The following is a 25518-nucleotide window of genomic DNA, read 5'->3' on the forward strand; positions in this document are numbered from 1 at the left end:
GGAGATTGCAAGAGGGCACGACCATACCCTTTGAAAAAAGCACAACTGTAACCTGTGACTATGCTATTTTTTATTGACGTCGAGGACACCGCGCTGTATCGACCCGCCTGTTCTGTTCGTTTTTTAAAGATGTGACAGGAACCAACGATAAGAAGCGACTGGGTTGCGCCAGATCGGGAATACCCCGGCAAAAGCAACCACGAGATCGGAACAGCGAGAGTTTCCAGAATGTTTGCAGTCATCCGCACGGGCGGAAAACAGTATCGTGTTGCTCCCGAGAGCATCCTGAAGGTTGAAAAGCTTGAGGCGGAAGCCGGCAGCACCATCACCTTCTCCGACGTCCTGATGGTCGGCAGCGAAGGCAGCGTCACTGTTGGCGCGCCTCTGGTTGCAGGCGCAACCGTGACGGCCACCGTGGTCGCACAGGATCGTCTGGCCAAGGTGATCATCTTCAAGAAGCGTCGCCGTCAGAACAGCCGTCGCAAGAACGGCCACCGCCAGCACGTCACCGTGCTGCGCATCGACGCGATCAACGCGGCCTGATAGCCCGCACCAGGAAGGATAAACAGCCATGGCACAAAAAAAGGCAGGCGGTTCCAGTCGTAACGGGCGCGATAGCGCCGGTCGCCGTCTCGGCGTCAAGAAGTTCGGCGGCGAAAGCGTTCTGGCAGGCAACATCATTGTCCGTCAGCGTGGAACCAAGATGAAGGCTGGCAGCAATGTCGGCGTTGGTCGCGATCACACCCTGTTCGCCCTTGTGGACGGACACGTGAAGTTCCAGCGTCGCGCCGAAGGCCGCGTCCACGTTTCCGTGGCGCTGCCGGAAGCCGCCGAATAAGTCACCGCGCCCTCAAGCGCGAGCGGAAGGGCCGGTCCTCCTCAGGGCCGGCCTTTTTCATATGTTGCGGATAATACGATGAAATTTCTCGACCAGGCCAAGATCTATGTACGTTCCGGCGATGGCGGTGACGGCGTGATCGCCTTCCGTCGGGAAAAGTACATCGAGTTCGGCGGCCCTGATGGTGGCAACGGCGGACGTGGTGGCGATGTTCTTTTTCGCGCCGTCCCTGCCCTCAATACGCTGATTGATTTCCGGTATACCCAGCATTTCAAGGCCCGAAAGGGTGGAAATGGTGCGGGCTCTGATCGGACCGGCGCTGCTGCGGATAACGTCATCATTGATGTTCCTGTCGGGACGCAGATTTTCGATGAGGACCGGGAAACCCTCCTCGCAGATCTCGACGAAGCCGGTAAGGAAATTCTCCTTTGCCGCGGCGGCGACGGTGGCCGTGGTAACGCTCATTACAAAACCAGCACCAACCGTGCCCCACGCCGTGCCGACAAAGGTTGGCCAGGCGAAGAGCGCTGGGTCTGGCTACGCCTGAAGCTCATTGCGGATGTTGGCCTTGTAGGCCTCCCGAATGCAGGCAAATCCACACTACTGTCTGTTGCTTCCCGTGCACGTCCGAAGATTGCAGATTATCCGTTTACAACACTTCATCCTCAACTGGGTGTCGTGCGCCTGAACACGACTGAAGAATTTGTCATCGCGGATATTCCTGGCCTGATCGAGGGTGCCAGTGAAGGCGCCGGTCTGGGCGATCGCTTTCTGGGTCACGTCGAACGATGCGCAACGCTGCTTCATCTGATTGATGGAACAGAGTCCCAGATCGTGAAGCATTGGCGCCTGATCCGACATGAGCTTGAAGCTTATGATCCAGGCCTTGCCGCGAAACCCGAAATCATTGTGCTTAACAAGTGCGACTCTCTCACGGCGGAACAGAAATCTGCCAAGAAGCGCGCACTGGCCAAAGCATCCGGCGCAGAAGTCCTGACCCTCTCTGGCGTGACTGGAGAGGGCCTCCCCGAACTGCTCCGGCTACTTCAGGATCGCGTCAACGCTGCAAAGGAAAGCAAACAGGCATGACATCCCCGGCCGCTGCCCCTCACCTGGCGCAGTCGCGCCGGATTGTCATCAAGATTGGTAGCGCTTTGCTGGTTGATAGCGCACAGGCCGCACTGCGGACGGACTGGCTCCGCAGTGTTTGCGAAGACATTGCCAATCTCCGAAAAGCGGGCACAGAAGTTGTCGTTGTTTCCTCGGGAGCGATTTCTCTAGCCCGGCATCAATTAGGTCTAATGAACCGTCGCCTTCGGCTCGACGAAAAGCAGGCCCTTGCCACAGTCGGCCAGATCGGACTGGCGCAAGGGTGGAGCACGGCACTGGCGGAGTATGGCCTCGTTGCCGGGCAGCTTCTCCTGACGCCAGATGACACTGAGAGCCGTGAACGGCATCTTAATGCCCGCGCGACCCTCCAGACGTTGCTTGATCTGGGATGTATTCCGGTCATCAATGAAAACGACGCAATTGCCACGTCTGAAATTCGGTTTGGCGACAATGATCGTCTGGGCGCGCGTGTTGCCCAGATGATTGAGGCAGACTGCTTGGTTCTTCTGTCCGATATTGATGGTCTCTATACTGCTGACCCGCGTACAAATCCTAATGCACGCCATATTCCTGTGATCGAGCAGGTCACAGACGAGATTATGGCGATGGGTGGCGAACCTCCTCCCGGATATTCTTCAGGTGGTATGCGCACCAAGCTTATGGCAGCGCGCATTGCCAATCGTGCCGGTGCAGCCATGGTGATTGCCGCGGGCCAGACACAGAACCCTCTTCAGAGACTTCTGGATGGTGGTCTGTGCACCTGGTTCCTGCCGCAGACGGATACCGGATCAGCACGCAAACGCTGGATCGGCAGCAGCCTGCATCCCAAAGGTGCGCTGATTGTGGATAATGGCGCCCGACAGGCCCTCATCGTCGGCGCTTCCCTGCTTCCTGCCGGCGTTACAGCCATTGATGGGTATTTCGAGCGTGGTGATCTCGTCCTCATCAAGGACGAGAGTGGCAACATCATCGGGCGGGGTTTATCCTCCTACAGCGCCGATGAATGCGGGAAGCTGATTGGCCATCGCTCAGCAGAGATGGAACAGCTTCTCGGGTACAGAGGCCGGGACGTACTCATCCACCGCGACGACCTCGCTTTGGACCAGCACTGATTCCAACAGAACGCGTCAGTCTCTTGGAGGCCAGCGGAGTTTCGGCTCAGCACGCCGACGAAATGTTTCCTCATCGTCATTTCGCGTGGCAACAGAACGCGGTGCAAGTTCTTCACGCTCACGGCTGCCCGCTTGCGAACGCTCATCTTCCCAGGGAGCACGGGACCAGCTTTTTGCAGGCTCCTGCCGTCTGACAGCACGACGCAGGATCTCCGGTTCAGCCGCCATTGGTCCGTCCTCATAGGTCGGACCTTCCGCACGTACGACTGCAACAGGCTCGAAATAGTCTGCCGTTTTTGGTGATGCAGGTTCGACGGAGCGTACTTTCTCTTGCGTAGACCGCAGAGGCGCACGCATGCCGCCTTCCAGCCCCTGCCCTGACGCTACTGTCCTGTCCGACGGAGGAGCAGTCAGGCGAAGCGTGAGAGATTGCAGTTCGGCCCGCAGTTCCGCGATCTGGAACTCCAGTTCCTGCAATCTTGGCTTCACGCCAAAAATTGCAAACGGCATGCACAGCAACGCCAGCCCGAACAGACCAGCGACAATCAAAAGACACATCAGTGCCCAGGCGGGCAGCCATGAAATATCGGACATCATGTTCCGGTCGCGATGTTAGGGGGAGTCTGACGATGCTGCGTTAATCAGATTACATGCCCAGAGCACGGCGATAGATGTCGAGCAGCGTTTCCTGTTCTTCCACCTCGGCAGGCTCCTGCTTGCGCAGCTTGATGATCTGCTTGATCACCTTCACGTCAAAACCAGCAGACTTGGCTTCGGAGAAAATGTCCTTGATGTCCCCTGCCAGAGCCTTGCGTTCTTCTTCCAGACGCTCAACCCGCTCGATGATGGAGCGCAGGCGGTCGGCAGCAATGCCACCCGTTGCGGCGCCTTCGATTTTGCTTTCTGCGTCCATGTTCGATTTCCTTTTTCAGGCATAAGTCCAGAGTGCCGCAAAGATGCGATACCAGCCGCGCGGCTTATCGCGCCGGGGCTTGGGAGGTCAACGGGTTTATGTGCACATTTAGGGAACGCACGCGTTTCCGTGATGCGACCTCCCGATGTCGTGCATGCCCATTCCCTTGACAGAAAGCCCCCCAGAGCGGAACTAGACCGTGCCTGCAAAGGTCTGAACCCTAAACCCTTTTCCCCGACAATCCGGGTTCGAGAGGTCAGAGAGCACTCATGGAACACGTCCAGCAGGTCGAGCCATTCGACTATGTTATCTTTGGCGCCACCGGCGATCTCACGATGCGCAAGCTTTTGCCTGCGCTTTATAACCGTCTCCGCATGGGGCAGATTCCTGATGATGCCCGCATCATCGGAACCGCGCGTACGGATATCGACCGGGAAGGCTATGTTGCCCGCGCCAGAGAGGCGCTGGAACGCTTCATACCTGATGATGTCCGGTCATCGGTCCTTGTGGACCGTTTTCTCAGCCTTCTACACTATGTCACACTTGATGGCACAAAGGCAGACAGTGAATGGGGGGATTTGTCTTCCCTTCTCTCTCAGGCCCCGGCCGACCGGATCCGCGTCTATTACTTCGCGACAGCGCCTCAGCTCTATGGTCGCATTTGCGAGAACCTGCACAGCCACGGTCTCGTAACGCCCCATTCTCGCGTCGTGCTGGAGAAGCCGATCGGCACGGATATGGCCACAGCCACCGCCATCAATGACGGTGTTGGTCAGTATTTCCCCGAAAACCAGATCTACCGCATCGATCATTATCTTGGAAAAGAGACCGTCCAGAATGTTCTGGCGCTGCGCTTTGCCAATCCGATCATGAATGCAATCTGGTCTGGGGAGCAGATTGAAAGCGTACAGATCACGGCCGCCGAAACTGTTGGCGTAGAGGGACGTGCGTCCTACTACGACACGTCAGGCGCCATGCGCGATATGATTCAGAACCATCTTCTTCAGGTTCTGTGCCTTGTCGCCATGGAAGCTCCGGACTCTCTGGAAGCCGATACGGTTCGCAATGCGAAATTGGCCGTCCTAAACGCCCTTCGTCCCATCACGGATGAAACGGTAGCGGCTGAAACAGTTCGCGCTCAGTACACGGCAGGCGTTGTCGGCGGTCAGAGCGTTCCAGGCTATCTGGAAGAGCTTGGACAACCAAGCAATACGGAAACCTACGCTGCCATCCGGGCCTGGGTTGATACACCACGCTGGAAGGGTGTGCCGTTCTACATCCGCACCGCAAAGCGGTCTGCCCACAAGGTCAGCGAAATCGTTATTCGCTTTCGCTCTGCTCCGACCACGCTTTTTGGTTCAGCACCGGCGGGAAACCGTCTGGTTATTCGCATTCAGCCTAACGAAGGTATCGAGCTTCAGCTGAACGTCAAAAACCCGGCTCTGGACGCCTATACACTGCGTACTGCCGATCTGGACACAGCGATCCGGATGGAAGGCGGACTTCCCTTCCCGGACTCTTACGAGCGTCTTCTCCTTGACGCGGTGCGGGGCAATCCTATTCTCTTCATCCGTCGTGACGAGGTCGAGGCGGCATGGCGCTGGGCTGAGCCTGTTCTCAATGCCTGGAGTGAGAACAAGGTGCCGATGCAGACTTACAGTGCCGGTTCGTACGGTCCGGAAAAGTCTGCTGAAATGCTCGCCGCCAAGGGCGACAAGTGGCACGAAGATATGGAGTAAACGCTTTTGACTGACAACGCGAACGCAAAGCCCCGTTTTTCACGGGGCACACGGCGTCCGCCTCGTACACTCAAACAGCATCTGATGCGCCGGCTCCTGATTGTGGTGCCGGCGTTTCTGTTGATGTTCGTGATCGTTCGTACCGGACTTCTGGACTTTTCCTATGACAAGTTCACGTTCAACAAGCTGAGCTGGTTCGACAACACAGCCCTTGTGGAACATCTGCGCCTTGTCGTGACCAATGACGGCCTGACGGATATGCCGAAAAAGTGCCTGGTATTTGTCGTCAATGGCAATGCTGCGGACAATAATCCAATCATTGACGTTCTGGGACGACATGGAAACGGTTGCCCGGGTGACAAACCTTCCGCTGACAAGCTGTTCAGCGTGAAAGTTGATCGCAGCGAGCGAACCCTTCAGACGGACGCAGGGACACCCGGTTCCTTTCGTCAGCTTCAGCCCTGACAGAACTGGCTTTTCAGGAAGACGCTGTCCCGGCCTTCCTGAAAGCTTCCTTCAGAAACTCGCCTCCTTCCCGCAGCGCCGTCCGTCCATCCCGAAACAAAGCATATCCATTCAGGAAGCCGTGGATCATGCGCGGGAAGAGTCGATATCGAACCGGAACACCTGCATCTCTGAGTAGACGGGTATAAAGCTCTCCCTCGCCTCTTAACGGATCGAAACCAGCCGTTACGATCATCGCAGGTGGAAGATTTTTGAAGGTCTCGGCAAAGACTGGCGAAAACTCTGGATCAAACAGATCCTCCGGAGCCGCAAGGGTCTGCCCACAGTACCAGTGCAGCAGTTCCGTAGTAAGCATATAGCCTTGGCCATAGGCCTGCCGGGACGCAGGAATGATCGGACCACTGACGGCCGGGTAATACAGAAGCTGAGCAGCCAGAGTAATATTCGGATCGATACGACTCCAGTGCGTAAGCGCGGCTGAAAGATTCCCTCCAGCACTGTCACCCGCCACTGCAATCGGAAGCTTGGGTGCAACCTGCCTGAGCCATTTAAGGGCTGCCTGTGCGTCTCTCAGCCCCGCAGGGAATCGATGTTCAGGCGCAAGACGGTAATCAAGTGATAGAACCATGGCACCCGATGTCGCAGCCAGTCGGCAGCAGATACCGTGGTGGGAGGTTGTGTCGCAATGAACGAATCCTCCACCGTGCAGAAACAGCACGATGCCCGTGACTTTCCCTCTGGGACGATAGAGCCGCGCAGGTCGCTCTCCCACTTCGCCTGGCACGTTGATCTCAATCCATTTGCGAATGCGCAGCGAGGACAGACATTGAGGAAAACTTGGCCTCCCGGTCACCCGCCTAAGATGCGCGAGAGCCGTAGCTGACGGCATAGGCGCTGGGATGTCCGGCACCACATCAATGGGCACGGAACGAGATACCATTCCGCGACGACGAGCTTGCCATTCCAGCCAGAAAAGAAAGATCCGCAGAGCAAAAGTCGGTTGCATTCCAGCATCATGGCGACAAATGAACCGAAAGTCTGCCCTTGACCCGCAACCGCTCCCGGCGCAAGGTCCGCCCGCCAGACGGCTGGACGATCGCTGTGACCGGGATGAGGATCCCTGTCATGGAGGAAAGTCCGGGCTCCATGGGAAAACGGTACCGGCTAACAGCCGGCGGGGGCGACCCTAGGGACAGTGCCACAGAAAACAGACCGCCCGCCGGACTGTTCCTTCTGGAACATGTCGCGGGTAAGGGCGAAACGGTGCGGTAAAAGCGCACCGCGATTCCGGCAACGGCGTCGGTCACGGTAAACCCTACCGGGAGCAAGACCGAATAGGAACGGCAGGCTGTCGCAAGGCAGCCGGGAGCGTCTCACTCCGTCGTTCGGGTTGGTTGCGTGAGGCATGCAGCAATGCATGTCCCAGAGGAATGATCGTCCCGCCTTTGGCGGACAGAACCCGGCTTACAGGCCGTCTGGCACCTCTGATCAAAACCGTTCTCCAATAGTTCCCAGAACAGATATTAAGAGAACATAAAGGGAACAAATAGCGGCAGGTATAGATCTCGCCCGGCGATTATCCCTGATAATTCCTAATAAATAGCAAAAAAACGCGTCACAATTCCCGCGTTGAAAATAGCCGCAGTTTTCTGCCGTTTTTCGCAGATATGTGTTTGACGTCCCATAAAATCCCATGGTATCCCAAGAAAGAACAGAGAAATACCTGAACACCTTGCGCGGGTCCTGAAGTGAAGGGAGGCACATCATCAATGAGCATGTTCCTCGGCACACATCAGAACCGCTTTGACGCCAAGGGACGTGTTTCCATTCCGGCCCCTTTCCGATCCGCTCTCAGAACACAGGCCCAGCCGGGTGAGGCTCTGGTTATTCTTCGTCCATCGCATCTGCATCCCTGCATCGAAGCGTGGACGTCTGCTGCTTTCGCCTCTCTTGCTCAGCCGCTCGACGAATACGATCCGTTCTCGGAAGATCATGATGATCTTGCTGCCAGCCTGTATGCGGATGCCTACCCACTGGACAGCGACAAGGAAGGCCGGATCATTCTTCCGGATGTTCTGCGCACGCATGCCTCGCTGACAGACGAAGTCTCGTTCATGGGACTGGGTCGCGTTTTCCAGATCTGGAATCCAGAAGCGGCAGCAGAGCGTCGCCTTCAGGCGCGTGCACGGGCAAAAGAACTGACAGGCAGCCGCAGACCGGCCAACGGAGTTGCGGCATGAACGCGATTACTCTCGTCCATCAGGGGCATGTCCCCGTCATGCTGAAGGAAGTGCTCGAGGCGCTTTCCCCCCGCGATGGCGGTCGCTATCTGGACGGTACCTTCGGAGGCGGCGGCTATGCCCGTGCCATCCTGAACAGTGCGGATTGCACCCTGCACGGCATTGATCGTGATCCCACGGCCATTGCCCGCGGCGAAGCCATGGCTCAACAGGCTAATGGCCGCCTGATCATGCATCAGGGCACGTTCGGGAATATGGAAGAGCTCGTCGGGCAGGATGGTCCGTTTGGCGGGATCGTTCTGGATCTGGGCGTCTCATCGTTTCAGATCGATCAGGCCGAGCGAGGATTTTCTTTCCGCAATGACGGCCCGCTGGACATGCGTATGGGCACTGACGGCCCATCCGCTGCAGATCTCGTTAATTCCATGAAGGAAAGTGATCTGGCGGATATTCTCTATCGCTACGGCGAAGAGAAGCTCTCCCGTCGCATTGCCCGCGCAATTGTTATCGCACGCGCCGAAGAACCAATCACGACAACAGGTCGTCTGGCTCATATCGTGCGCTCCTGCGTTCCCAAAGATCGCTCCAAGATCGATCCGGCCACCCGCAGCTTTCAGGGCCTTCGGATTGCCGTGAACGACGAGTTGGGTGAACTGGAACGCGCACTGGAAGCTGCCCCCCGTCTTTTGGCTCCGGGTGGTGTGTTCGTTGTCGTGACGTTCCATTCTCTTGAAGATCGTCTGGCAAAGCGTGCCATGGCGGAACTGGCTGGCCGCACAGCCAACCCGTCCCGCTACGATCCGGCTCCCGTCCGGAAAGAGCCGCCAGCTTTTTCCCTTCTCCATTCCCGCCCCCTGCCTGCCACGGAAGAGGAAGCGCGGGAAAACCCCAGAGCAAGAAGCGCACGTCTGCGCGCCCTGGTTCGTAATTCCGCCTCTCAACCGTCCGCCTCAGGAAACCGAGCATGATCCGGCCTTTCACCATCGCCTGCGCTGTCCTCGCCGCAGGGTCCGGCCTGTTTCTCTATACCAAGAAACATGAGACGACGGTCCTTGATCAGAAGATTACCAAGATCGTTCAGGAGACGCAGAAGGTCCGCTCGCAGACAGCCATGCTGCGGACGGAATGGGCGCTTCTCAATCAGCCGGATCGCCTGAATGTTCTGGCAGCACGGTTTGTGCCCGATCTCCACCCGATGGCTCCGGATCAGTTCGTGCGGATGGCCAGCGTGGAAAGCCGCCTGCCCGCTCCTGGCTCCCGTCCGACCCCCGCTGATCCGCGCGAGGGACTCCATGAAGTCGTGAACCGCGCAGCAACCGAGGCGCATTTGCCGCTTCCGGCAGCACCTGTTACCCACCCTGTCGTACCGGTCACGCATGCTCCGGTTATTGCCGCAGCAGCCCCTCAGCCTCTTCCAGCCACGCCACGCATCGTGACAGCCAAGGCCGTTGCGATACCTCGTCCTGTTCATCCGCGTGCAGACCGGATTGTTCATAGCGCCGACACTGAACTGGCATCTGCGGCAGCCACGCGCCCTGTGGTTCCTCATCTGAGTGCGGCACGATCTGATGTGACGCCAAGCGTACGCCTGGTGAGTTACCATGGAACACGTCCCACGCCTGTGGTCGCCACGGCCTGGCACAGCCAGCCAGTTCATCAGGTCCGTGAAGCGTCACTGACGCGGGTTGCCGAAGAAGAGCGTCCGCGCGTCCGTCATCATGCCAGCTCTGCGCTGGGAAATGATGGAGATGCATTGCCCCCGCCGGTTCCGTTGGCTAACTGAGACCCTCTCTCGTTAACTGCTCGTCAAGTATTTTCCGGATAGCTTCGGGCGAGCACCTTACATAGGACGCAACGCCGCACGATGCCTCAGGACGTGCCACCCCCATCAGGTTCGCGTCGCGCCGTACGCCAGAATAAACGGGCGGAGCGGCGCGGCTCGCAGGTAGCGGGACCGAAGCCTTCGTCCCGCCGCCTGAACCTTGACCAGATGCATGGCCGCCTTCTCGTGGCTGGCATGGGCTTTCTTGCGATCTATGGTGCAGTTGCCCTTAAGGCGACCTTTGCAACGGTTCTCATGCCGATGGAGCCAGAAAAGCGGCAGATCGCGCCTCAGGTTCCGGAAATTCCCAAGAGTGATCCACGCGGTGAGATGGCGGGCGATTTTGTTCTGCCATCCGTCAAGCGCGCGACCATTACGGACCGAAATGGTCAGACGCTCGCTCTCTCCCTTCCGGTCGCGCAGGTCTATGCCAATCCGATGGAGTTGATTGATCCGGAGGACGCGACGAAGAAGCTGAAGACTGTTCTGCCAAAACTGGATGAGGCAGAAACTGTTCGTCGCCTCTCCCTGAAGAAGCAGTTCGTTTACATTGCCCGCGATATTTCTCCGGTGCAGGAAATCGCAATCAACAATCTTGGCATTCCCGGTATCTATTTTGAAGCTGGCGAGCGCCGCCACTATCCGCTTGGCCGGACGGCTGCCCAGATCATGGGAAGCGTGGATATTGACGACCACGGCATTGCTGGCGTCGAGCGATATTTTGATCAGCGCCTGAATTCGGATCGGACGCCGCTTCGACTGTCTCTGGATGTACGTGTGCAGGCCGTGGCCCATGACGAGCTTGCGGCTGCCAAGGATGAGTTTTCGGCCATTGGTGCCTCAGCAATCGTCATGGATGTGCGGACGGGCGAGATCCTCGCCATGGTCAGTTTGCCTGACTATGACGCTAACGACTTCAACCATGCGCCAAATGATGCCCGCTTTAACCGCGCTGTGACGGGTATGTACGAACCGGGTTCGACGTTCAAGCTTCAGACTGCCGCAATGGGTCTCCAGCTCGGCGTTGTGCATATCTGGGATCGGTTCTCGACCATTCCCATCCGGGTCGGACGCTTCACCATCCGGGATATGAAGACCGATCATTTTGCGCCCTGGCTGTCTTTGCCAGGTGTTCTGGCCTACTCGTCCAACCCGGCAGCGGCACACATCGCTCTGGATGTTGGCGCCCAGCGTCAGCAGGACTGGCTACGCAGTATGGGGTTTTTCAACCGTGTTCCGGTTGAATTGCCCGAAGCCGGGCGTCCTCTGGTGCCAGCGTCAAAGAACTGGGGGCTTTCCACTGTCATGACCGTAGGTTTCGGCCACGGCGTGGCTGAGCCTCCTCTTGCCATTGTCCGCGGCACCGCAGCGACTGTGAATGGTGGTATCCTGCTCAAGCCGACGCTTGTAGCGCGCGACCAGCAGGATGAAGCCCAGACACCCGATGCCAAGGTCCGGCCCGTTGCGTACAAGCCGGATGAGACCGAAAATGGCGATGATATCGGCGCACAAACGCCCGTTGGAACGCGGGTTCTGTCAGAAAAGACCTCTGCCCTGCTTCGCAAACTGTTGCGCCTCGACGTCACGGTCGGCAGCGGCAAGTCAGCTGAGGTTCCGGGTTACTATGTTGGCGGTAAGACAGGTACGGCGGAAAAGATCGGTGCCCATGGCGGATACCTGAAACACGTCAACGTTTCGGCCTTCACCAGTGTCTTCCCGATGAACAATCCGCATTACGCGGTCTATGTCATGCTCGACAGCCCACAGGGAACAGCGGCAACCCACGGCTGGACCACAGCCGCCTGGAACGCCGCGCCAACCGTGAAAAAGATCATTTCACGTGTTGGGCCAATCCTGAACCAGTTCCCGGATACGGCCAACAAGGACGCGATTGAAGCGTCTCTCGCCATTCCCATGAATCCGTCTGTGCCAGCGGGCTATCGTGCCCTGGGTCCCGGAAACGATCCCGGTGATCCGCGCAATCAGGCGCATTCCCCCAAGACACAGCACTGAGCCTGCCCATGCGTCTCTCTGAACTTCTCCGGCAGAATGGTTCCGTTCTGTCGCCTTCCGTCGACCCTGAAATCCTGACTGTCACGGCAGACAGCAGACAGGTCCGGCCAGGCACACTGTTTTTCGCTCTGCGTGGCGCGAAACAGGACGGAGCAGCATTTATTCCTCAGGCTGTCGCAAAGGGTGCCGTCGCCATCATTGCGGATCATCCCGCTGAAGCAGACATCCCGGTTCTCCTGACGCCGGACGCCAAGCATCTGCTTGCGCTGATGGCGGCAACACTTGCGGGGCCGCAGCCCTCCTGCATTGCAGCCGTCACCGGAACGAACGGCAAGAGCAGCACGGCTGAGTTTCTGCGTCAGCTCTGGACGCTTCAGGGACTCAAGGCTGCAAGCCTCGGCACGCTTGGACTGATTGCGAATGTCGATGTTCCGCCTCCGCCTTCCCTGACAACACCCGATCCGGTCTCACTGGCAGCCACGCTGGCATCTCTGGCCCAGCATGGGGTGGATCATGTCGCCCTTGAAGCGTCGTCTCATGGTCTGGAGCAGCATCGGCTGGATGGTGTGAGGCTCAATGCCGCCGGGTTCTCAAACCTGACGCGAGACCATCTGGATTATCACGGCACCCTTGAAGCCTATCGTGCCGCGAAACTGCGTCTTTTCGAAGATCTTCTGCCTGCTAACGGTATTGCCGCCGTCAATGCCGATATGGACGCGGATACGCTGAACGCTCTGCACGCTATCGCAGCACAACGGGGCATGGCCCTTCGGACGACAGGCAAAACGGGACAGACCCTCCGCCTTCTGGAGACACGTCCTACCCCGACGGGCCAGATTGTCCGCCTGTCTCTTTATGGTGAAGACTTACCGGAAATGACGCTTGGTTTGCCGGGACTGTTCCAGGCCGACAATGCGATGCTGGCAGCAGCAATGTGCTGGCAGACAGAAGACGACGCACGCAGTCTTGTGGATCTGCTTCCACAGTTAAGGGGTGTGCGTGGACGTTGCGAACGGGCTGTTGAACTGTCCAATGGCGCCGCAGCGTATGTGGATTACGCCCATACGCCTGATGCTTTGGAACGCGTTCTGGCAAGTCTTCGTCCCCATACAGAAGGCCGTCTGGTCGTGGTCTTTGGGGCTGGTGGCGATCGGGATCGTGGCAAGCGTCCGCTCATGGGCGAAGTTGCGGCCCGCATGGCCGATGTGGCAATCGTCACGGACGACAATCCCCGTACGGAAGAACCGCAGAGCATTCGCGCTGCCATTCATGCAGCCTGCCCTGATGCACTGGAAATCGGTGATCGCCGGTCTGCCATCGCGGCGGGTCTGGAGGCACTGAAGCCCGGTGACATTCTGGTCGTCGCAGGTAAAGGCCATGAACAGGGGCAGATTGTTGGCCTGACGGTTCTCCCATTTGATGATCGCAGCGTGATCCGTGAACTGGCAGGTGCCGCATGAGCGCTCTCTGGACCACTCAGGAACTTTGTGACGCTACACAGGGCACACTTGCCGCTGATGTCAGTGTGACGGGTATTTCCATTGATACACGCACTCTGAAGCCCGGCGATCTGTTCATTGCCCTCAAGGGCGAAACCAGCGACGGACATGGCCATATTGCGCAGGCTCTCGAAGCCGGCGCGGCGTGCGTCATGGTGCATGACACGCGGGGCTCGACAGACCCTCGTCTACTGATCGTCGCGGATACGATGCGTGCTCTTGAAGCGCTCGGACGTTACGCGCGTGACCGTTTTGACGGAAAGGTCATCGCCGTTACTGGCAGTGTGGGCAAGACAACCACGAAAGACATGCTGCGTACGGCGCTGTCGGCTCTTGGTCCGACGCATGCGGCTGTCGCATCCTATAACAATCACTGGGGTGTTCCTCTGACGCTCGCCCGCCTCCCACGGGACGCACAGTTCTGCGTCAGTGAAGTTGGCATGAACCATGTCGGTGAAATTGCGCCATTGGCAGCGCAGGTGCGGCCAGATGTGGCAATCATCACCACGATTGGGACAGCGCATCTCGGCCATATGGGCAGCGTGGAAGAAATTGCACGCGAAAAGGCTACGCTCTTTGGTGCTTTGACTGCGAATGGCACGGCCATCGTTCCCGACGATGCGACCGGGCAGGATTTGTTCCGTGCGGCACTCCCGGTCCATGCGAAGCTCTGGCACAGTGGTCTTTCCGTTAATTCTGAAATCCGACTGACCGGTCTTGTCTGCACAGCAGACGGAAGTGACTTTGTCCTGACGCTTCCGGAAGTCGGAGACATGAGCATTCATCTGAAGGCGCCAGGTCGCCATCTTGCTCGCAATGCTGGATTAGCTTTGGGTGCGGTTGCTGCGCTTGGGGAAGATGTTTCCAAAGCGGCTCATGCTTTGACGGATTTTGTCCCGGGGGCCGGACGTGGTCAGATGCGCGCAGTGCTGGATGGTGTTCAGTTGCTGGATGAGAGCTACAACGCCTCTACGACCAGTATCCGCTCGACGCTCGAAACACTTGCCCTGCTGCCCGCAAAACGCCGCGTAGCTGCCTTGGGAGACATCCGCGAACTTGGTGCGTTTGCAGATGCCGAGCATCGTTCTTTGGCAGATGCTGTGGTTGCTGCGAACGCGATCGCTTTCTGCTGTGGCGAGCATATGCGCGCCCTCTACAACGCTCTGCCTGAAGATCTGCGCGGCGCTTACGCACCAGACTCACGTTCGCTCGCCCCTCTCCTTCTCAACGCCCTCCGGCCCGGCGATCTTCTGCTTGTCAAAGGCAGCCTGGGTAGCCGGATGCGCGATGTCATCGCCGCTCTCGATAACGCTTCCAACCCGGTTTCTGCCTGATGCTCTTCAATCTTGTTGCCTCACATGCCTCGTCGCATGGGGGCTTCTTCAACCTTTTCCATTATCTGACCTTCCGTTCCGGATGTGCCTGCCTGACGGCACTGGTGATCTCGCTTGCCCTCGGCAATCCGTTCATCGCGCAACTCAAGCGGATCCAGCGTGAAGGCCAGCCTATCCGTGCACTCGGGCCGGAACGTCATATTCTGGAAAAGGCCGGCACCCCGACGATGGGCGGGATGTTGATCCTGATTGCTTTGTTTTCAGCCACACTCCTCTGGGCGGATCTGACAAACGGCTTCGTCTGGGCGGTCATGTTGACGACTGCAGCTTTCGGAGCCGTCGGGTTTGCAGACGATTACCTGAAGCTTTCAAAGCGCAACACGCAGGGCGTTTCAAAGCGGATGCGGTTGGGCTGTGAATTTGCGGCGTCCCTGATTGCTGGCATCTGGCTCCAGCATCTGACGCCCCCGGAAATTCGCAATGCCGTGGCATTTCCTTTCGTGAAGGATATCCTCCTGCCGCTGGGCTATGCCTTTCCACTCTTTGCCATGATTACGATTACCGGGTTTGGCAATGCCGTGAACTTCACGGATGGCCTGGATGGTCTGGCTATTGTTCCGGTTGTCATTGCCGCTCTGGTTTTTGCGTTGATCGCCTATCTGGTCGGCAACCATGTCTTCGCGGATTACCTTCAGCTTCATCCGGTTCCCGGGACCGGAGAACTGGCTGTGTTCTGTGCGGCACTGATCGGGGCCGGGCTTGGATTTCTCTGGTTCAATGCGCCACCAGCAGCCGTTTTTATGGGCGATACAGGCTCCCTTTCACTGGGCGGCGCACTGGGTGCTGTTGCTGTGGCCGTCAAGCATGAGCTTGTTCTGTGCATCGTTGGTGGCCTGTTCGTGGCGGAGACACTGTCCGTCGTCATTCAGGTGTTTTGGTACAAACGCACCGGACGCCGCGTATTCCTAATGGCTCCACTGCATCATCACTTTGAAAAGAAGGGCTGGCAGGAGCCGAAGATCGTCGTACGGTTCTGGATTGTCTCCATTGTTCTGGGGCTGTGTGGTCTGGCCACGCTGAAACTGAGATGAGCGGATTTCCGACAGATCTTCTTGCAGGTGAGCGCTACGCTGTGTGCGGTCTCGGCCGTAATGGTGCAGCCGTGGTTGATGCGCTTCTGGGCATGGGAGCCGAGGTTCAGGCGTGGGATGATCGCAACCCTGTCCTTCCACCTCGTGAGCGCCTGACACTCGCTCCTCTGACGGATTTGTCGGGCGTGACAGCCCTCGTGCTGTCACCGGGTATTCCCCATCTTCTCCCGACCCCGCATCCCGTTGCCGAACTGGCCCGCGCACAGGGTATTCAGATCCTGTCCGATGCCGAACTGCTCTATCGCGCAGTCAGAAAAGCCGGATCACAGGCGCGTTTTGCCGCCGTCACCGGGACCAACGGCAAATCCACGACGACGGCCCTTCTAGCCCATCTGCTTCAGTCCGCGGGAGTCCCTTGCGCGGCGGGTGGCAATCTGGGAACGGCATCTCTCGCCCTGCCCCTGCTTCCGGACAATGGCGTCTATGTCATTGAGATGTCGTCCTATATGCTGGAACGGCTCGACCGTTTCCATGCTTCAACGGCATGCCTGCTGAACATCACGCCAGACCATCTGGATCGCCATGGCGATATGAACGGGTATGCCGCCGCTAAAGCACATGTCTTTGACAACATGACGTCGGATGACTTGGCTGCCATCGGACAGGATGATCCATGGTGCCAGAGAATTGCAGATGATGTCGCGCCTCAAGGCGTGACAGTCACGTTCCTTGACCCTGATGCGGTACCTGAATTTGTGGGGGACGCCCTGCCGGGCCGACACAATCTTCAAAACGTTGCAGCAGCCTGGGCCATGGCGCGCCATCTTGGTCTGAGCGATGATGATATTCGCAAGGGACTGGCATCCTTTCCCGGCCTCGAACACAGACTTCAGAAAATCGCCGAACGCGATGGTGTCGCTTTCATCAATGACAGCAAGGCCACTAACGCAGAGGCTGCGTCCAAGGCGCTCGGATCTTATAAGCGTGTCATGTGGATTGCAGGCGGAACAGCCAAGGCAGGCGGCATCGACATGCTGGTTCCGTGGTTTGACCGGATTGCGCAGGCATTTCTGATCGGTCGGGATGCAGCCATTCTGGCGGAAACACTCAAGGCCCGTAAGGTACCCTTTACGCTTTGCGAAACGCTGGATCGTGCCGTCCCTGCAGCGTTTGAGGCAGCTTTGGCGGAAGGCGTAAAAACCGTTCTGCTCTCACCGGCCTGCGCAAGTTTTGACCAGTTCCGCAGTTTTGAGGATCGTGGGTCACACTTTCTCCAGATTTGCGATAATATTGTGAAATCAGGCCATTCGGGCGAAATGCTCACAACAGAACAGGAAGGGTGACGGTCATGGCGGGTACCTCCCGTGTCGATTCATCGGCAGTCGCCCGCTGGTGGCGCAATACCGACCGGGTCACGCTCGCCTGCGTTGGCATCCTGATTGGCCTTGGCTATGTTCTGATGCTCGCGGCCAGCCCGGCCGTTGCATCGCGCATCGGCGCGTCCCGCAACATGTTCATTCTCAAGCAGGTCATCTTTCTGGCGCTTGCCGGAGCGATTGTGCTGGGTGTCTCGTATCTGTCCCGCGAAGGCGTGAAGAAACTGGCCTTCATTGGCGGAATCATCGCACTTGCAGCCACGGCCATGACGCTTGTTCATGGCATGGAAATCAAAGGCGCGCGGCGATGGATTGCGCTCCCCATGATGTCCGTTCAGCCGTCCGAGTTTCTAAAACCCTGTTTCGCCGTGGTAACGGGGTGGCTGCTGTCTGCCCGACGTACCGTTGTACTGCGTGGGAATATTGCGTTTCCCGGCATGATCCTTGCCTTCGCCTGTTTTGGCGTCATTCTGGCGCTTCTGAAATCCCAGCCTGACATCGGTATGTTGTCCGTCATTACGATGGTTTTCATGACGCAGCTTTTTGTGGACGGTCTGCGTCTGTACTGGGTTGGCCTCTGCGTTGCTGGCATGGTGGGCGCGTTCGGTATGGCGTTTGTCATGTTCCCGCATGTCCGTTCCCGTGTTGAGCGCTTCCTGCACCCGGATGTTGGCGATCACTATCAGATCGACACGGCTCTGCGCGCGCTCGGCAACGGTGGCCTTCTGGGCCGTGGCCCGGGCGAAGGGCGCGTCAAGGACCTGCTGCCTGACGCGCATGCTGACTTCGTATTCGCCGTAGCAGGTGAAGAATACGGGCTGTTGCTCTGCTTTGGCATCATCATCGTTTTCGGGATTATCGTTCTTCGCACATTGCTGAAGCTGATGCGGGAAGAAGACCCGTTTGTGATCGTCTCTGCTGCCGGTCTGGTCACGGGCTTTGGGTTGCAGGCCTTCGTCAATATGGGATCAACGCTTCATTTGATCCCGACGAAAGGTATGACCCTGCCGTTTATTTCCTATGGCGGCAGTTCGGCCATGTCCGTGGCAATGACCATGGGCATGGTTCTGGCCCTGACGCGCCATCATGTTGGCCCCGGCAGGATTGCCCAGCGCGTCGCGACGCCCTACACCCCCGGTTCCCTGCTTGAAAGACACACACCATGAAGCGCCCGATTGTCATTGCTGCCGGCGGAACGGGAGGACATTTCTTCCCCGCTGAAGCTGTCGCGACGGTTCTGGCGGAACGTGGTCATGATCTTGTTCTCATGACGGATGCCCGACATGGGCGTCGTGAGACAGGTCTGTTCAAGGACCGCCCGCAATATGTGCTGGACGGTGCTGGCGTGGCGGGCAAAGGCATTGGCGGCAAGTTGCGTGGCGTGACGGCTCTGCTGCGCGGGATGCTGGAAGCCCGCAAGATCCTGAAAACTTTGGACGCGGCAGCCGTTGTTGGCTTTGGTGGGTATCCCTCCATTCCGCCGTTGCTGGCGTCCCGGATGTTGCCGAAAGCCCGGCGGCCGGAGATGGTGATCCATGAAGGCAATGCCGTTCTGGGTCAGGCCAATGCGTTCCTGTCCCGATTTTCTCCACGGATTGCTACGTCCTATGAGAACGTGGCCCGGTTGCCACAAGGCTCGCATGTAAGCTTGACGGGCATGCCCGTTCGGGCGGGCATTGAAGCGCTCTTTGGACAGCCCTATGTCGCGCCAACTGAAACCGTTCGCATCCTTGTCTGGGGCGGATCTCTTGGTGCGCGTGTGTTTTCGGATGTTGTCCCGCAGGCTTTGGCGGCTTTACCGATCGGGTTTCGCACGCGTCTGCATGTGACCCAGCAGGTTCGCGCCGAGGATACAGACCGTGTTCGCACTATCTACGAAGAAACGGGCATTGATGTTGACGTTGAGCCCTTCTTCAACGACGTACCGGACCGTCTGAAATCTGCTCATCTGGTGATCGGCCGCGCAGGCGGCTCGTCTGTGGCCGAACTGGCCATGGCGGGTCTGCCGTCCATTCTGGTTCCGCTGCCCATCGCAGCCTCGGACGAGCAGGGCGCCAACGGCAAGGCGCTTCAGGATGCAGGTGCCGCATGGATGATCCGCCAGCCGGACTTTACATCTGCCGCCGTTACGGCCCTGATTGCTGATCTGCTGACCCATCCGGAACGTCTCGCGGCCGCTGCGGAAGCCGCCCGACACTTTGCTCGCCCTCATGCTGCCGCAAAGGTAGCCGACCTGATCGAATCAGACCTCAAGTCCTGATCTTTTTCTTTTGTCCTATTACCTCAAGAGTACCTGCCCCATGCGCGCCCTGCCCCTGAACATCGGAACCATTCATTTCGTCGGTATCGGCGGTATCGGAATGTCCGGCATTGCGGAAGTTCTGCATATGCTGGGCTACCGGGTTCAGGGTTCGGATATTGCGGAAAGCTCGAATGTGCAGCGTCTTCGTCAGGCGGGCATCCAGATCCATATCGGGCATGATGCTGCCAATTTGGGTGATGCTCAGGTTGTGGTGACGTCCACGGCTGTCAAGAAAGACAATCCGGAAGTTGTTGCAGCCCGTGCAAAGCTGATCCCGGTCGTGCGTCGTGCGGAAATGCTGGCAGAACTGATGCGTCTGCGGTGGTCTGTTGCGATTGGTGGCACGCACGGCAAAACCACAACGACAAGCCTTGTTGCCTGTGTTCTGGAACACGCCAAGCTGGACCCGACTGTTATCAACGGCGGCATCATCGAAGCTTACGGCACCAATACGCGCATGGGCTCCGGAGACTGGATGGTCGTAGAGGCCGATGAGAGCGATGGGTCCTTCCTACGCCTTCCGGCCGTTATTGCCGTCATTACGAACATGGACCCCGAGCATCTCGATCACTGGGGAACAGAAGAAGCCATGCAGGCGGGCTATGATCAATTCGTCTCCAACATTCCGTTCTATGGTTTTGCAGTCCTGTGTGTTGATCACCCACAGGTCCAGCAGATGATCCCACGCCTGTCCGATCACCGCATCATCACCTATGGCTTCAGCCCGCAGGCCGATGTCCGCGCCGAAAAGGTTGTGATGGACAAGCGCGGTGCGACATTCGAGGTTGTGGTGACGAACCGTGCCCATAACCGGACACGCCGGGCCGGGCCTTTCCGTCTGCCAATGCTGGGGCACCATAACGTCCTGAACTCGCTGGCTGCTATTGCTGTAGCGCTAGAAATGGAAATCAGTGATTCCGTAATCGCGTCTGGCCTCGCATCCTTCAAAGGTGTGAAGCGTCGCTTTACCCGCACAGGCGAATATAATGGCGTTGCGATCATTGATGACTATGGCCATCATCCGGTTGAAATCGCGGCTGTTCTGAAAGCGGCCCGTCAGGCTGGTGCGAAGAACGTCATCGCCGTTGTGCAGCCTCACCGTTATTCCCGTCTTAAGGGGCTATTCGGCGAATTCTGTACCTGCATGAATGACGCAGATACGGTGATTGTCGCTGACGTCTATGCCGCTGGAGAAAGCCCGATTGAAGGGGCTGACCGGGATGCTCTGGTTGAGGGACTGCGTGATCGTGGCCATCGCTCGGTTGTGCCATTGCCTTCGCCTGAACTTCTGCCTGAAATGATTAACGCCATCGCCAAGCCGGGCGATTATGTTGTCTGCCTCGGCGCGGGAACGATCACACAATGGGCTCAGACACTGCCGCAGGACCTCGAAGCCCTGAACGCCAAGAAGCCGACAACGGAAAGCGCCCTATGATCGAGGCTTTCCCCGTTAAAGGACTGCGCGGACGTCTGACAGCCAATGCGCCTCTGGGTGCGCGGGCCTGGTTCCGGACCGGCGGCCCTGCGGACTGGCTGTTCGTTCCAGAAGATGTGGACGATCTCGCCGATCTGCTGCGTAACCGCCCAACCGATCTGCCGCTCACCGTTCTTGGGGCGTGCTCGAACGTCATTATCCGTGATGGTGGCATCGAGGGCGTCGTCGTGCGTCTGACCCGTGGGTTTTCAGATATTCAGGTTGAGGCAGACGGGATCATCGCAGGCGCGGCGGCTCTGGATGTCACGGTTGCCGAACATAGCGCGGCGGCCGGACTGGCGGGGCTAGAATTTCTGGTTGGTATTCCGGGGTCTATCGGCGGTGCGGTTCGCATGAATGCTGGCGCCTATGGCTCCGATATCAAGGCCGTTCTCGACTGGGCGGAAATCCTGACGTCTGAGGGTGAACTGCGCCGCCTGTCCTGCGAAGAACTGGGTTTCGATTACCGCCATTCCGAATTGCCTGATGGGGCTATTGTCGTCCGCGCCCGCCTGCGTGGTACACCTGACAACCCAGAGGCCATTCGTGAACGCCTTGCGGAAATCCGGGCCTCTCGTGAAGCCTCTCAGCCCGTTCGTGCTCGTACGGGTGGATCGACATTCCGCAATCCGGAAGGTCACAAGGCCTGGGCACTAGTTGATGAAGCAGGCTGTCGCGGGATGATGCTCGGTGGGGCGCAGGTCAGTGAGAAGCACTGCAATTTCCTGCTCAACATTGGCGATGCGACAAGCGAACAGCTTGAAACACTTGGTGAGACCGTTCGCCAAAAAGTTCTGGAGCAGAGCGGTATTGACCTGCACTGGGAAATCAGACGCATTGGTCGCAGGACGACAGGAGAGAAGACGATATGAAGGTCGCAGTTCTTTATGGCGGCACGTCCAGCGAGCGACCTGTCAGTCTTGTCAGTGGCGAGGCTGCCATCTCTGCCCTGCGCGAAAAAGGCCATGATGTCACGCCTGTGGATGTCGGATCCGATATTGCTGTCACGATTCAGGCCCTGAAGGCTGCTGCTCCGGACGTTGTTTTCAACGCGTTGCATGGCCCCAAAGGTGAAGACGGGGCCATTCAGGGCGTTCTGGAATGGCTTGGCATGCCCTATACGCATTCTGGCATCCGGGCGTCTGCTGTCGCCATGGACAAGGGAGCGACACGTATCCTTCTTGCCGCAGCTGGTCTGCCCGTTGCAGAAGGTCGCGTCGTCACGGTTGCCGAACTGGCAGAGGCTGATCCCCTTCCCGTCCCATATGTCATCAAGCCTGTTGCGGAAGGGTCTTCCGTTGGCGTTGAGATCATCCGTGCGGGCGATAACCGTCGTGCCGAAATTGCGCGGACATGGCGTTTCGGCAAGGAAGCCCTTGCGGAGAGCTTTATCCCCGGACGTGAACTGACGGCGGGTGTCATGGGGGATCGGGCACTTGCGGTAACCGATATCCTGCCAGCCGAAACTGCTGCATTTTACGATTTCGAGGCCAAGTACAAGGCTGGGGGCTCCCGTCACGTCGTGCCCGCTGACCTGCCTGCGGATGTCACGGAACGCGCGCTTGATTACGCTCTGCGCGCTCATCAGACACTCGGCTGCGCCGGGGCCAGCCGGACGGACTTCCGCTACGACGATGAGACTGACACGCTCATCATTCTTGAAGTCAACACACAGCCCGGGATGACCCCAACGTCCCTGTTGCCAGAACAGGCTGCCTATTGTGGCATTTCTTATCCGGACCTGTGTGACTGGATGGTTCAGGAGGCACTGAACCGCTGATGCGCAGGGACGGCCGCCCTCAGGAACCCGATTTCCACCGTGATCCCTCTTTTCGGGGTAACCGCCCGGCGGTTATGCCCCCTTACGAGGACAGGCCATCACGCGCAAAGCTCTTCTGGCGTCGTCAGAGGCGTCTGATCCGGCCAGGAATTGTGCTGCTGGTGGTCGTGGGAATAGGCGTTGTGGGTGCCCGTCTTCTTTACGATGCGGCCTCCGAGGAGCGTTTCGGTCCCTTGCGCGAGAAACTTGTCGCCATGGAGCCTTTGCCCATCAGGCACGTCATCATCAATGGCCGTGGTATGACCAGTGAAGAGGCCCTTTATGACGCACTGGGTACAAATCTCGGCCGACCCATTTTCGGCTTTTCCGTGGAAGCTGCCCGCAAACGGATTGACGACTTGCCTTTTGTCGATCACGCCACAGTCGAACGTCGGATGCCCGATACGATCGTCATCAATCTGACGGAACGGACCCCGATTGCCGTCTGGCAGACCCATGGTCACTTCACCCTGATCAACCGTGCGGGCGAGGAAGTTCCGGATCAGGGCCTGACAGGGAAAAATGCCCAGGCTTTTCTCCAGCTGCCACTGGTTGTTGGTGAAGGCGCCAACAAGGCCGCAGCGAATGTGATTGATGCTCTGGCCAAACAGCCGGATGTCAAATCCCGTGTTACAGCACTGATCCGGGTTGGAGACCGCCGCTGGAACGTCACACTGAAAGACGGAACGACCGTCTTCCTGCCAGAAGGTGAGGAAGCCGCAGCATTCGCCCGCCTCGCCCGCTATCAGGGATCCATGCAACTCTTGGACCGGCCCGTTGTCTCGATTGACATGCGCTTGCCTGACAGAATGGTGATTCATCAGGTTCCGGCTCCTTCTCCCCCGCCTGATACCGCAACGGCTGACACTGCCAAGCCTGATCCAGCAAAATCCAACGCTGTTCCCTCCGCCCCTCCTTCTGACAGTAAGCAGACGACACAACAGCCATGACCGATCTCACACCAACGTCCGATCTTCCGGCTTTCCGTCGCCGGCGCGGTCTGCGGGGCCGGTCCCTGATTCCCGTGGGTGGGGAGCGTGATGTTGCGCTGAACCGAACACCACGAGAGATTCTGCCACTCCCGCCGGAAGAAACGTCCAAACCGCGCGTCTGGCGCAATGGCGTTTTTGGCGCGCTCGACATTGGCACGACGAAAATGACGTGCCTGATTGGAAAAGGTGAGCCTGACGGCTCCATTCAGGTGCTGGGCTATGGCTGGCGTCGCTCGCACGGTATCCGATCGGGGTCGATTGTCGATATCCGTGAAGCCGAAGCTGCGATCCGTGCAACCGTCGGGCAGGCAGAAGAAGCCGCTGAACGTCGTATGGACTCGCTGGTTGTCAATCTTTCCTGCGGGCATCCCCGCAGTCGCCTGATTGACGCACAACTGCCAATTGGTGGCCGGGAAGTTACAGATGGAGACGTTCAGCGGCTGATTGCAGACGGGCAGGCACGCGCCTGGTCGGAAGGGCGGGATGTCATTCATACCTTACCGATCGGGTATGTCGTGGACTCCATGTCAGGCATTGTTGATCCGCGGGGACATCAGTGCGAGCAACTCGCCACCAAGCTGCATGTCGTGGATATGAACTCCAGTGCCTTGCGTACGCTGGACACAGTTCTTCAGCATTCCGAACTGAAACTGGATGGTCTGGTTTCAAGTCCGTTTGCGTCCGGTGTTGCTGTACTGGCCGACGAAGAGCGGGATCTGGGCGTTACAGTTGTTGAAATGGGCGGCGGAACAACGTCTCTGGCCGTGTTCTGTGAAGGCAAACTGATCCACACAGCACAAATTCCTGTCGGCGGTCTGCATGTTACGCGCGATATTGCTGGCGTACTTTCCACGTCTCTGGAAACAGCCGAGCGCCTGAAAACCATGTATGGCGCGGCACAACTTGGCTCTGACGACCAGCGTGAGATCCTGTCGGTTCCCCTGATCGGTGAAGGGCGAGACCGTCTGGCCCGCATTCCGCGCTCAAAAGTGATTTCCGTCATTCAGCCCCGGGTCGAAGAGACACTTGAACTTGTCCGCCATGCTCTCGACAATGCTGGTTTGGGGCGGCTCGCCAACGGGCGCGTCGTTCTGACGGGTGGCGCATCCCTGATGGAAGGGATTGTGCCTGTTGCAACACGTATTCTCGCTCGGCCGGTTCGCATGGGCAAACCGCTGAACGTTCATGGCCTGCCGGAGACTGCAGCAGCTTCGGCCGGTTTCTCCACCGCTGCGGGGCTTCTGGCCTGGGCAGCGGGTGCCGATCGCGATTTTGGAGACATTTCTGCTCCTGAACCTCGATCTGGTGGCCTTCTGAAGCGTTTCGTAGGCTTCATCCGCGATCGTGGATGAGCTACATAGAATCAACGCTCTTTTTTA

The 25518-nt window shown here is 58.3% G+C and carries 24 protein-coding genes and 1 other RNA gene; 22 read left to right on the forward strand and 3 right to left on the reverse strand.

Translation table 11 applies throughout. From position 1 onward, the window contains the following. Window positions 1-228: 228 nt before the first annotated feature. The 4 genes from rplU to proB all read left to right on the forward strand — a co-directional run bounded on the left by rplU (window position 229) and on the right by proB (window position 3060). A complete protein-coding gene (rplU, locus tag J4P41_RS04505) occupies window positions 229-543 on the forward strand; it encodes a 50S ribosomal protein L21 (RefSeq protein ID WP_023942800.1) in 315 nt (104 codons plus the stop codon). 28 nt (window positions 544-571) lie between these two features. Continuing rightward, entirely contained in the window at window positions 572-838 is a 267-nt protein-coding gene (gene rpmA / locus J4P41_RS04510; protein ID WP_007283551.1) for a 50S ribosomal protein L27, read from the forward strand. A gap of 78 nt (window positions 839-916) precedes the next feature. Further along, complete coding sequence (gene obgE / locus J4P41_RS04515; RefSeq protein ID WP_023942804.1) at window positions 917-1927, forward strand: GTPase ObgE; 1011 nt, start codon at window positions 917-919, stop codon at window positions 1925-1927. Further along, window positions 1924-3060: a glutamate 5-kinase gene (gene proB, locus J4P41_RS04520; protein ID WP_426066252.1), complete on the forward strand. Its 1137-nt coding sequence runs from the start codon at window positions 1924-1926 to the stop codon at window positions 3058-3060. The genes obgE and proB overlap by 4 nt, the downstream gene beginning before the upstream one ends. 15 nt (window positions 3061-3075) lie before the next feature. Here the strand turns inward: proB and J4P41_RS04525 are convergent, their stop codons facing one another. Continuing rightward, on the reverse strand, window positions 3076-3657 hold the full coding sequence (locus tag J4P41_RS04525; RefSeq protein ID WP_426066253.1) for a hypothetical protein: 582 nt from the start codon (window positions 3655-3657) through the stop codon (window positions 3076-3078). Between the two features lie 49 nt (window positions 3658-3706). After that, on the reverse strand, window positions 3707-3973 hold the full coding sequence (locus tag J4P41_RS04530) for a DUF2312 domain-containing protein (RefSeq protein ID WP_007283547.1): 267 nt from the start codon (window positions 3971-3973) through the stop codon (window positions 3707-3709). 269 nt (window positions 3974-4242) lie between these two features. On the opposite strand from J4P41_RS04530, the gene zwf reads away from it, so the two are divergent. Both zwf and J4P41_RS04540 read left to right on the forward strand, forming a co-directional pair. Further along, window positions 4243-5712: a glucose-6-phosphate dehydrogenase gene (gene zwf, locus J4P41_RS04535; protein ID WP_023942809.1), complete on the forward strand. Its 1470-nt coding sequence runs from the start codon at window positions 4243-4245 to the stop codon at window positions 5710-5712. An 84-nt stretch (window positions 5713-5796) separates the two neighbouring features. Then, on the forward strand, window positions 5797-6177 hold the full coding sequence (locus J4P41_RS04540) for a hypothetical protein (RefSeq protein ID WP_082204513.1): 381 nt from the start codon (window positions 5797-5799) through the stop codon (window positions 6175-6177). A gap of 13 nt (window positions 6178-6190) precedes the next feature. Here the strand turns inward: J4P41_RS04540 and J4P41_RS04545 are convergent, their stop codons facing one another. After that, window positions 6191-7183, reverse strand: coding sequence for an alpha/beta hydrolase (locus J4P41_RS04545; protein ID WP_426066254.1), 993 nt, complete (start codon window positions 7181-7183; stop codon window positions 6191-6193). Window positions 7184-7257: 74 nt separating this feature from the next. Here J4P41_RS04545 and rnpB point away from each other — a divergent pair. From rnpB to ftsA, 16 genes are all read left to right on the forward strand, one after another. After that, window positions 7258-7660, forward strand: an RNA gene (rnpB, locus tag J4P41_RS04550) — RNase P RNA component class A. Window positions 7661-7946: 286 nt separating this feature from the next. After that, window positions 7947-8417: a division/cell wall cluster transcriptional repressor MraZ gene (gene mraZ, locus J4P41_RS04555; RefSeq protein ID WP_010503946.1), complete on the forward strand. Its 471-nt coding sequence runs from the start codon at window positions 7947-7949 to the stop codon at window positions 8415-8417. Beyond that, window positions 8414-9385, forward strand: a complete 972-nt coding sequence (rsmH, locus tag J4P41_RS04560) for a 16S rRNA (cytosine(1402)-N(4))-methyltransferase RsmH (RefSeq protein ID WP_426066255.1) — start codon at window positions 8414-8416, stop codon at window positions 9383-9385. The genes mraZ and rsmH overlap by 4 nt, the downstream gene beginning before the upstream one ends. Further along, on the forward strand, window positions 9382-10200 hold the full coding sequence (gene ftsL, locus J4P41_RS04565; protein WP_426066256.1) for a cell division protein FtsL: 819 nt from the start codon (window positions 9382-9384) through the stop codon (window positions 10198-10200). Before rsmH ends, ftsL begins: the two co-directional genes overlap by 4 nt. A gap of 81 nt (window positions 10201-10281) precedes the next feature. Then, window positions 10282-12252: a peptidoglycan D,D-transpeptidase FtsI family protein gene (locus J4P41_RS04570; protein WP_426066257.1), complete on the forward strand. Its 1971-nt coding sequence runs from the start codon at window positions 10282-10284 to the stop codon at window positions 12250-12252. Between the two features lie 8 nt (window positions 12253-12260). Continuing rightward, window positions 12261-13712, forward strand: coding sequence for a UDP-N-acetylmuramoyl-L-alanyl-D-glutamate--2,6-diaminopimelate ligase (locus J4P41_RS04575; protein WP_426066258.1), 1452 nt, complete (start codon window positions 12261-12263; stop codon window positions 13710-13712). After that, on the forward strand, window positions 13709-15085 hold the full coding sequence (locus tag J4P41_RS04580) for a UDP-N-acetylmuramoyl-tripeptide--D-alanyl-D-alanine ligase (RefSeq protein WP_426066259.1): 1377 nt from the start codon (window positions 13709-13711) through the stop codon (window positions 15083-15085). Before J4P41_RS04575 ends, J4P41_RS04580 begins: the two co-directional genes overlap by 4 nt. After that, window positions 15085-16176, forward strand: a complete 1092-nt coding sequence (mraY, locus tag J4P41_RS04585; protein ID WP_010503952.1) for a phospho-N-acetylmuramoyl-pentapeptide-transferase — start codon at window positions 15085-15087, stop codon at window positions 16174-16176. The genes J4P41_RS04580 and mraY overlap by 1 nt, the downstream gene beginning before the upstream one ends. Then, the gene (murD, locus tag J4P41_RS04590; protein ID WP_426066260.1) at window positions 16173-17519 is read left to right on the forward strand and encodes a UDP-N-acetylmuramoyl-L-alanine--D-glutamate ligase; all 1347 of its coding nucleotides are present in this window, start codon (window positions 16173-16175) and stop codon (window positions 17517-17519) included. Before mraY ends, murD begins: the two co-directional genes overlap by 4 nt. 5 nt (window positions 17520-17524) lie before the next feature. Further along, on the forward strand, window positions 17525-18718 hold the full coding sequence (locus tag J4P41_RS04595; RefSeq protein ID WP_426066261.1) for an FtsW/RodA/SpoVE family cell cycle protein: 1194 nt from the start codon (window positions 17525-17527) through the stop codon (window positions 18716-18718). Then, window positions 18715-19812 (forward strand): undecaprenyldiphospho-muramoylpentapeptide beta-N-acetylglucosaminyltransferase, encoded by a 1098-nt coding sequence (murG, locus tag J4P41_RS04600; protein ID WP_426066262.1) that lies wholly within the window; start codon window positions 18715-18717, stop codon window positions 19810-19812. The genes J4P41_RS04595 and murG overlap by 4 nt, the downstream gene beginning before the upstream one ends. A gap of 40 nt (window positions 19813-19852) precedes the next feature. Continuing rightward, on the forward strand, window positions 19853-21289 hold the full coding sequence (gene murC / locus J4P41_RS04605; protein WP_415515393.1) for a UDP-N-acetylmuramate--L-alanine ligase: 1437 nt from the start codon (window positions 19853-19855) through the stop codon (window positions 21287-21289). Continuing rightward, window positions 21286-22200, forward strand: a complete 915-nt coding sequence (murB, locus tag J4P41_RS04610; protein ID WP_415515394.1) for a UDP-N-acetylmuramate dehydrogenase — start codon at window positions 21286-21288, stop codon at window positions 22198-22200. The genes murC and murB overlap by 4 nt, the downstream gene beginning before the upstream one ends. Next, the gene (locus J4P41_RS04615) at window positions 22197-23108 is read left to right on the forward strand and encodes a D-alanine--D-alanine ligase (RefSeq protein ID WP_282860360.1); all 912 of its coding nucleotides are present in this window, start codon (window positions 22197-22199) and stop codon (window positions 23106-23108) included. Before murB ends, J4P41_RS04615 begins: the two co-directional genes overlap by 4 nt. Continuing rightward, complete coding sequence (locus J4P41_RS04620; protein WP_282860359.1) at window positions 23108-24097, forward strand: cell division protein FtsQ/DivIB; 990 nt, start codon at window positions 23108-23110, stop codon at window positions 24095-24097. Before J4P41_RS04615 ends, J4P41_RS04620 begins: the two co-directional genes overlap by 1 nt. Continuing rightward, window positions 24094-25491: a cell division protein FtsA gene (ftsA, locus tag J4P41_RS04625; protein ID WP_010503963.1), complete on the forward strand. Its 1398-nt coding sequence runs from the start codon at window positions 24094-24096 to the stop codon at window positions 25489-25491. Before J4P41_RS04620 ends, ftsA begins: the two co-directional genes overlap by 4 nt. Window positions 25492-25518: the final 27 nt, after the last annotated feature.

The sequence above is a fragment of the Gluconobacter sp. NFX36 genome (assembly GCF_049887835.1).
In the GTDB taxonomy this organism is placed as follows: Bacteria; Pseudomonadota; Alphaproteobacteria; order Acetobacterales; family Acetobacteraceae; genus Gluconobacter; species Gluconobacter japonicus_A.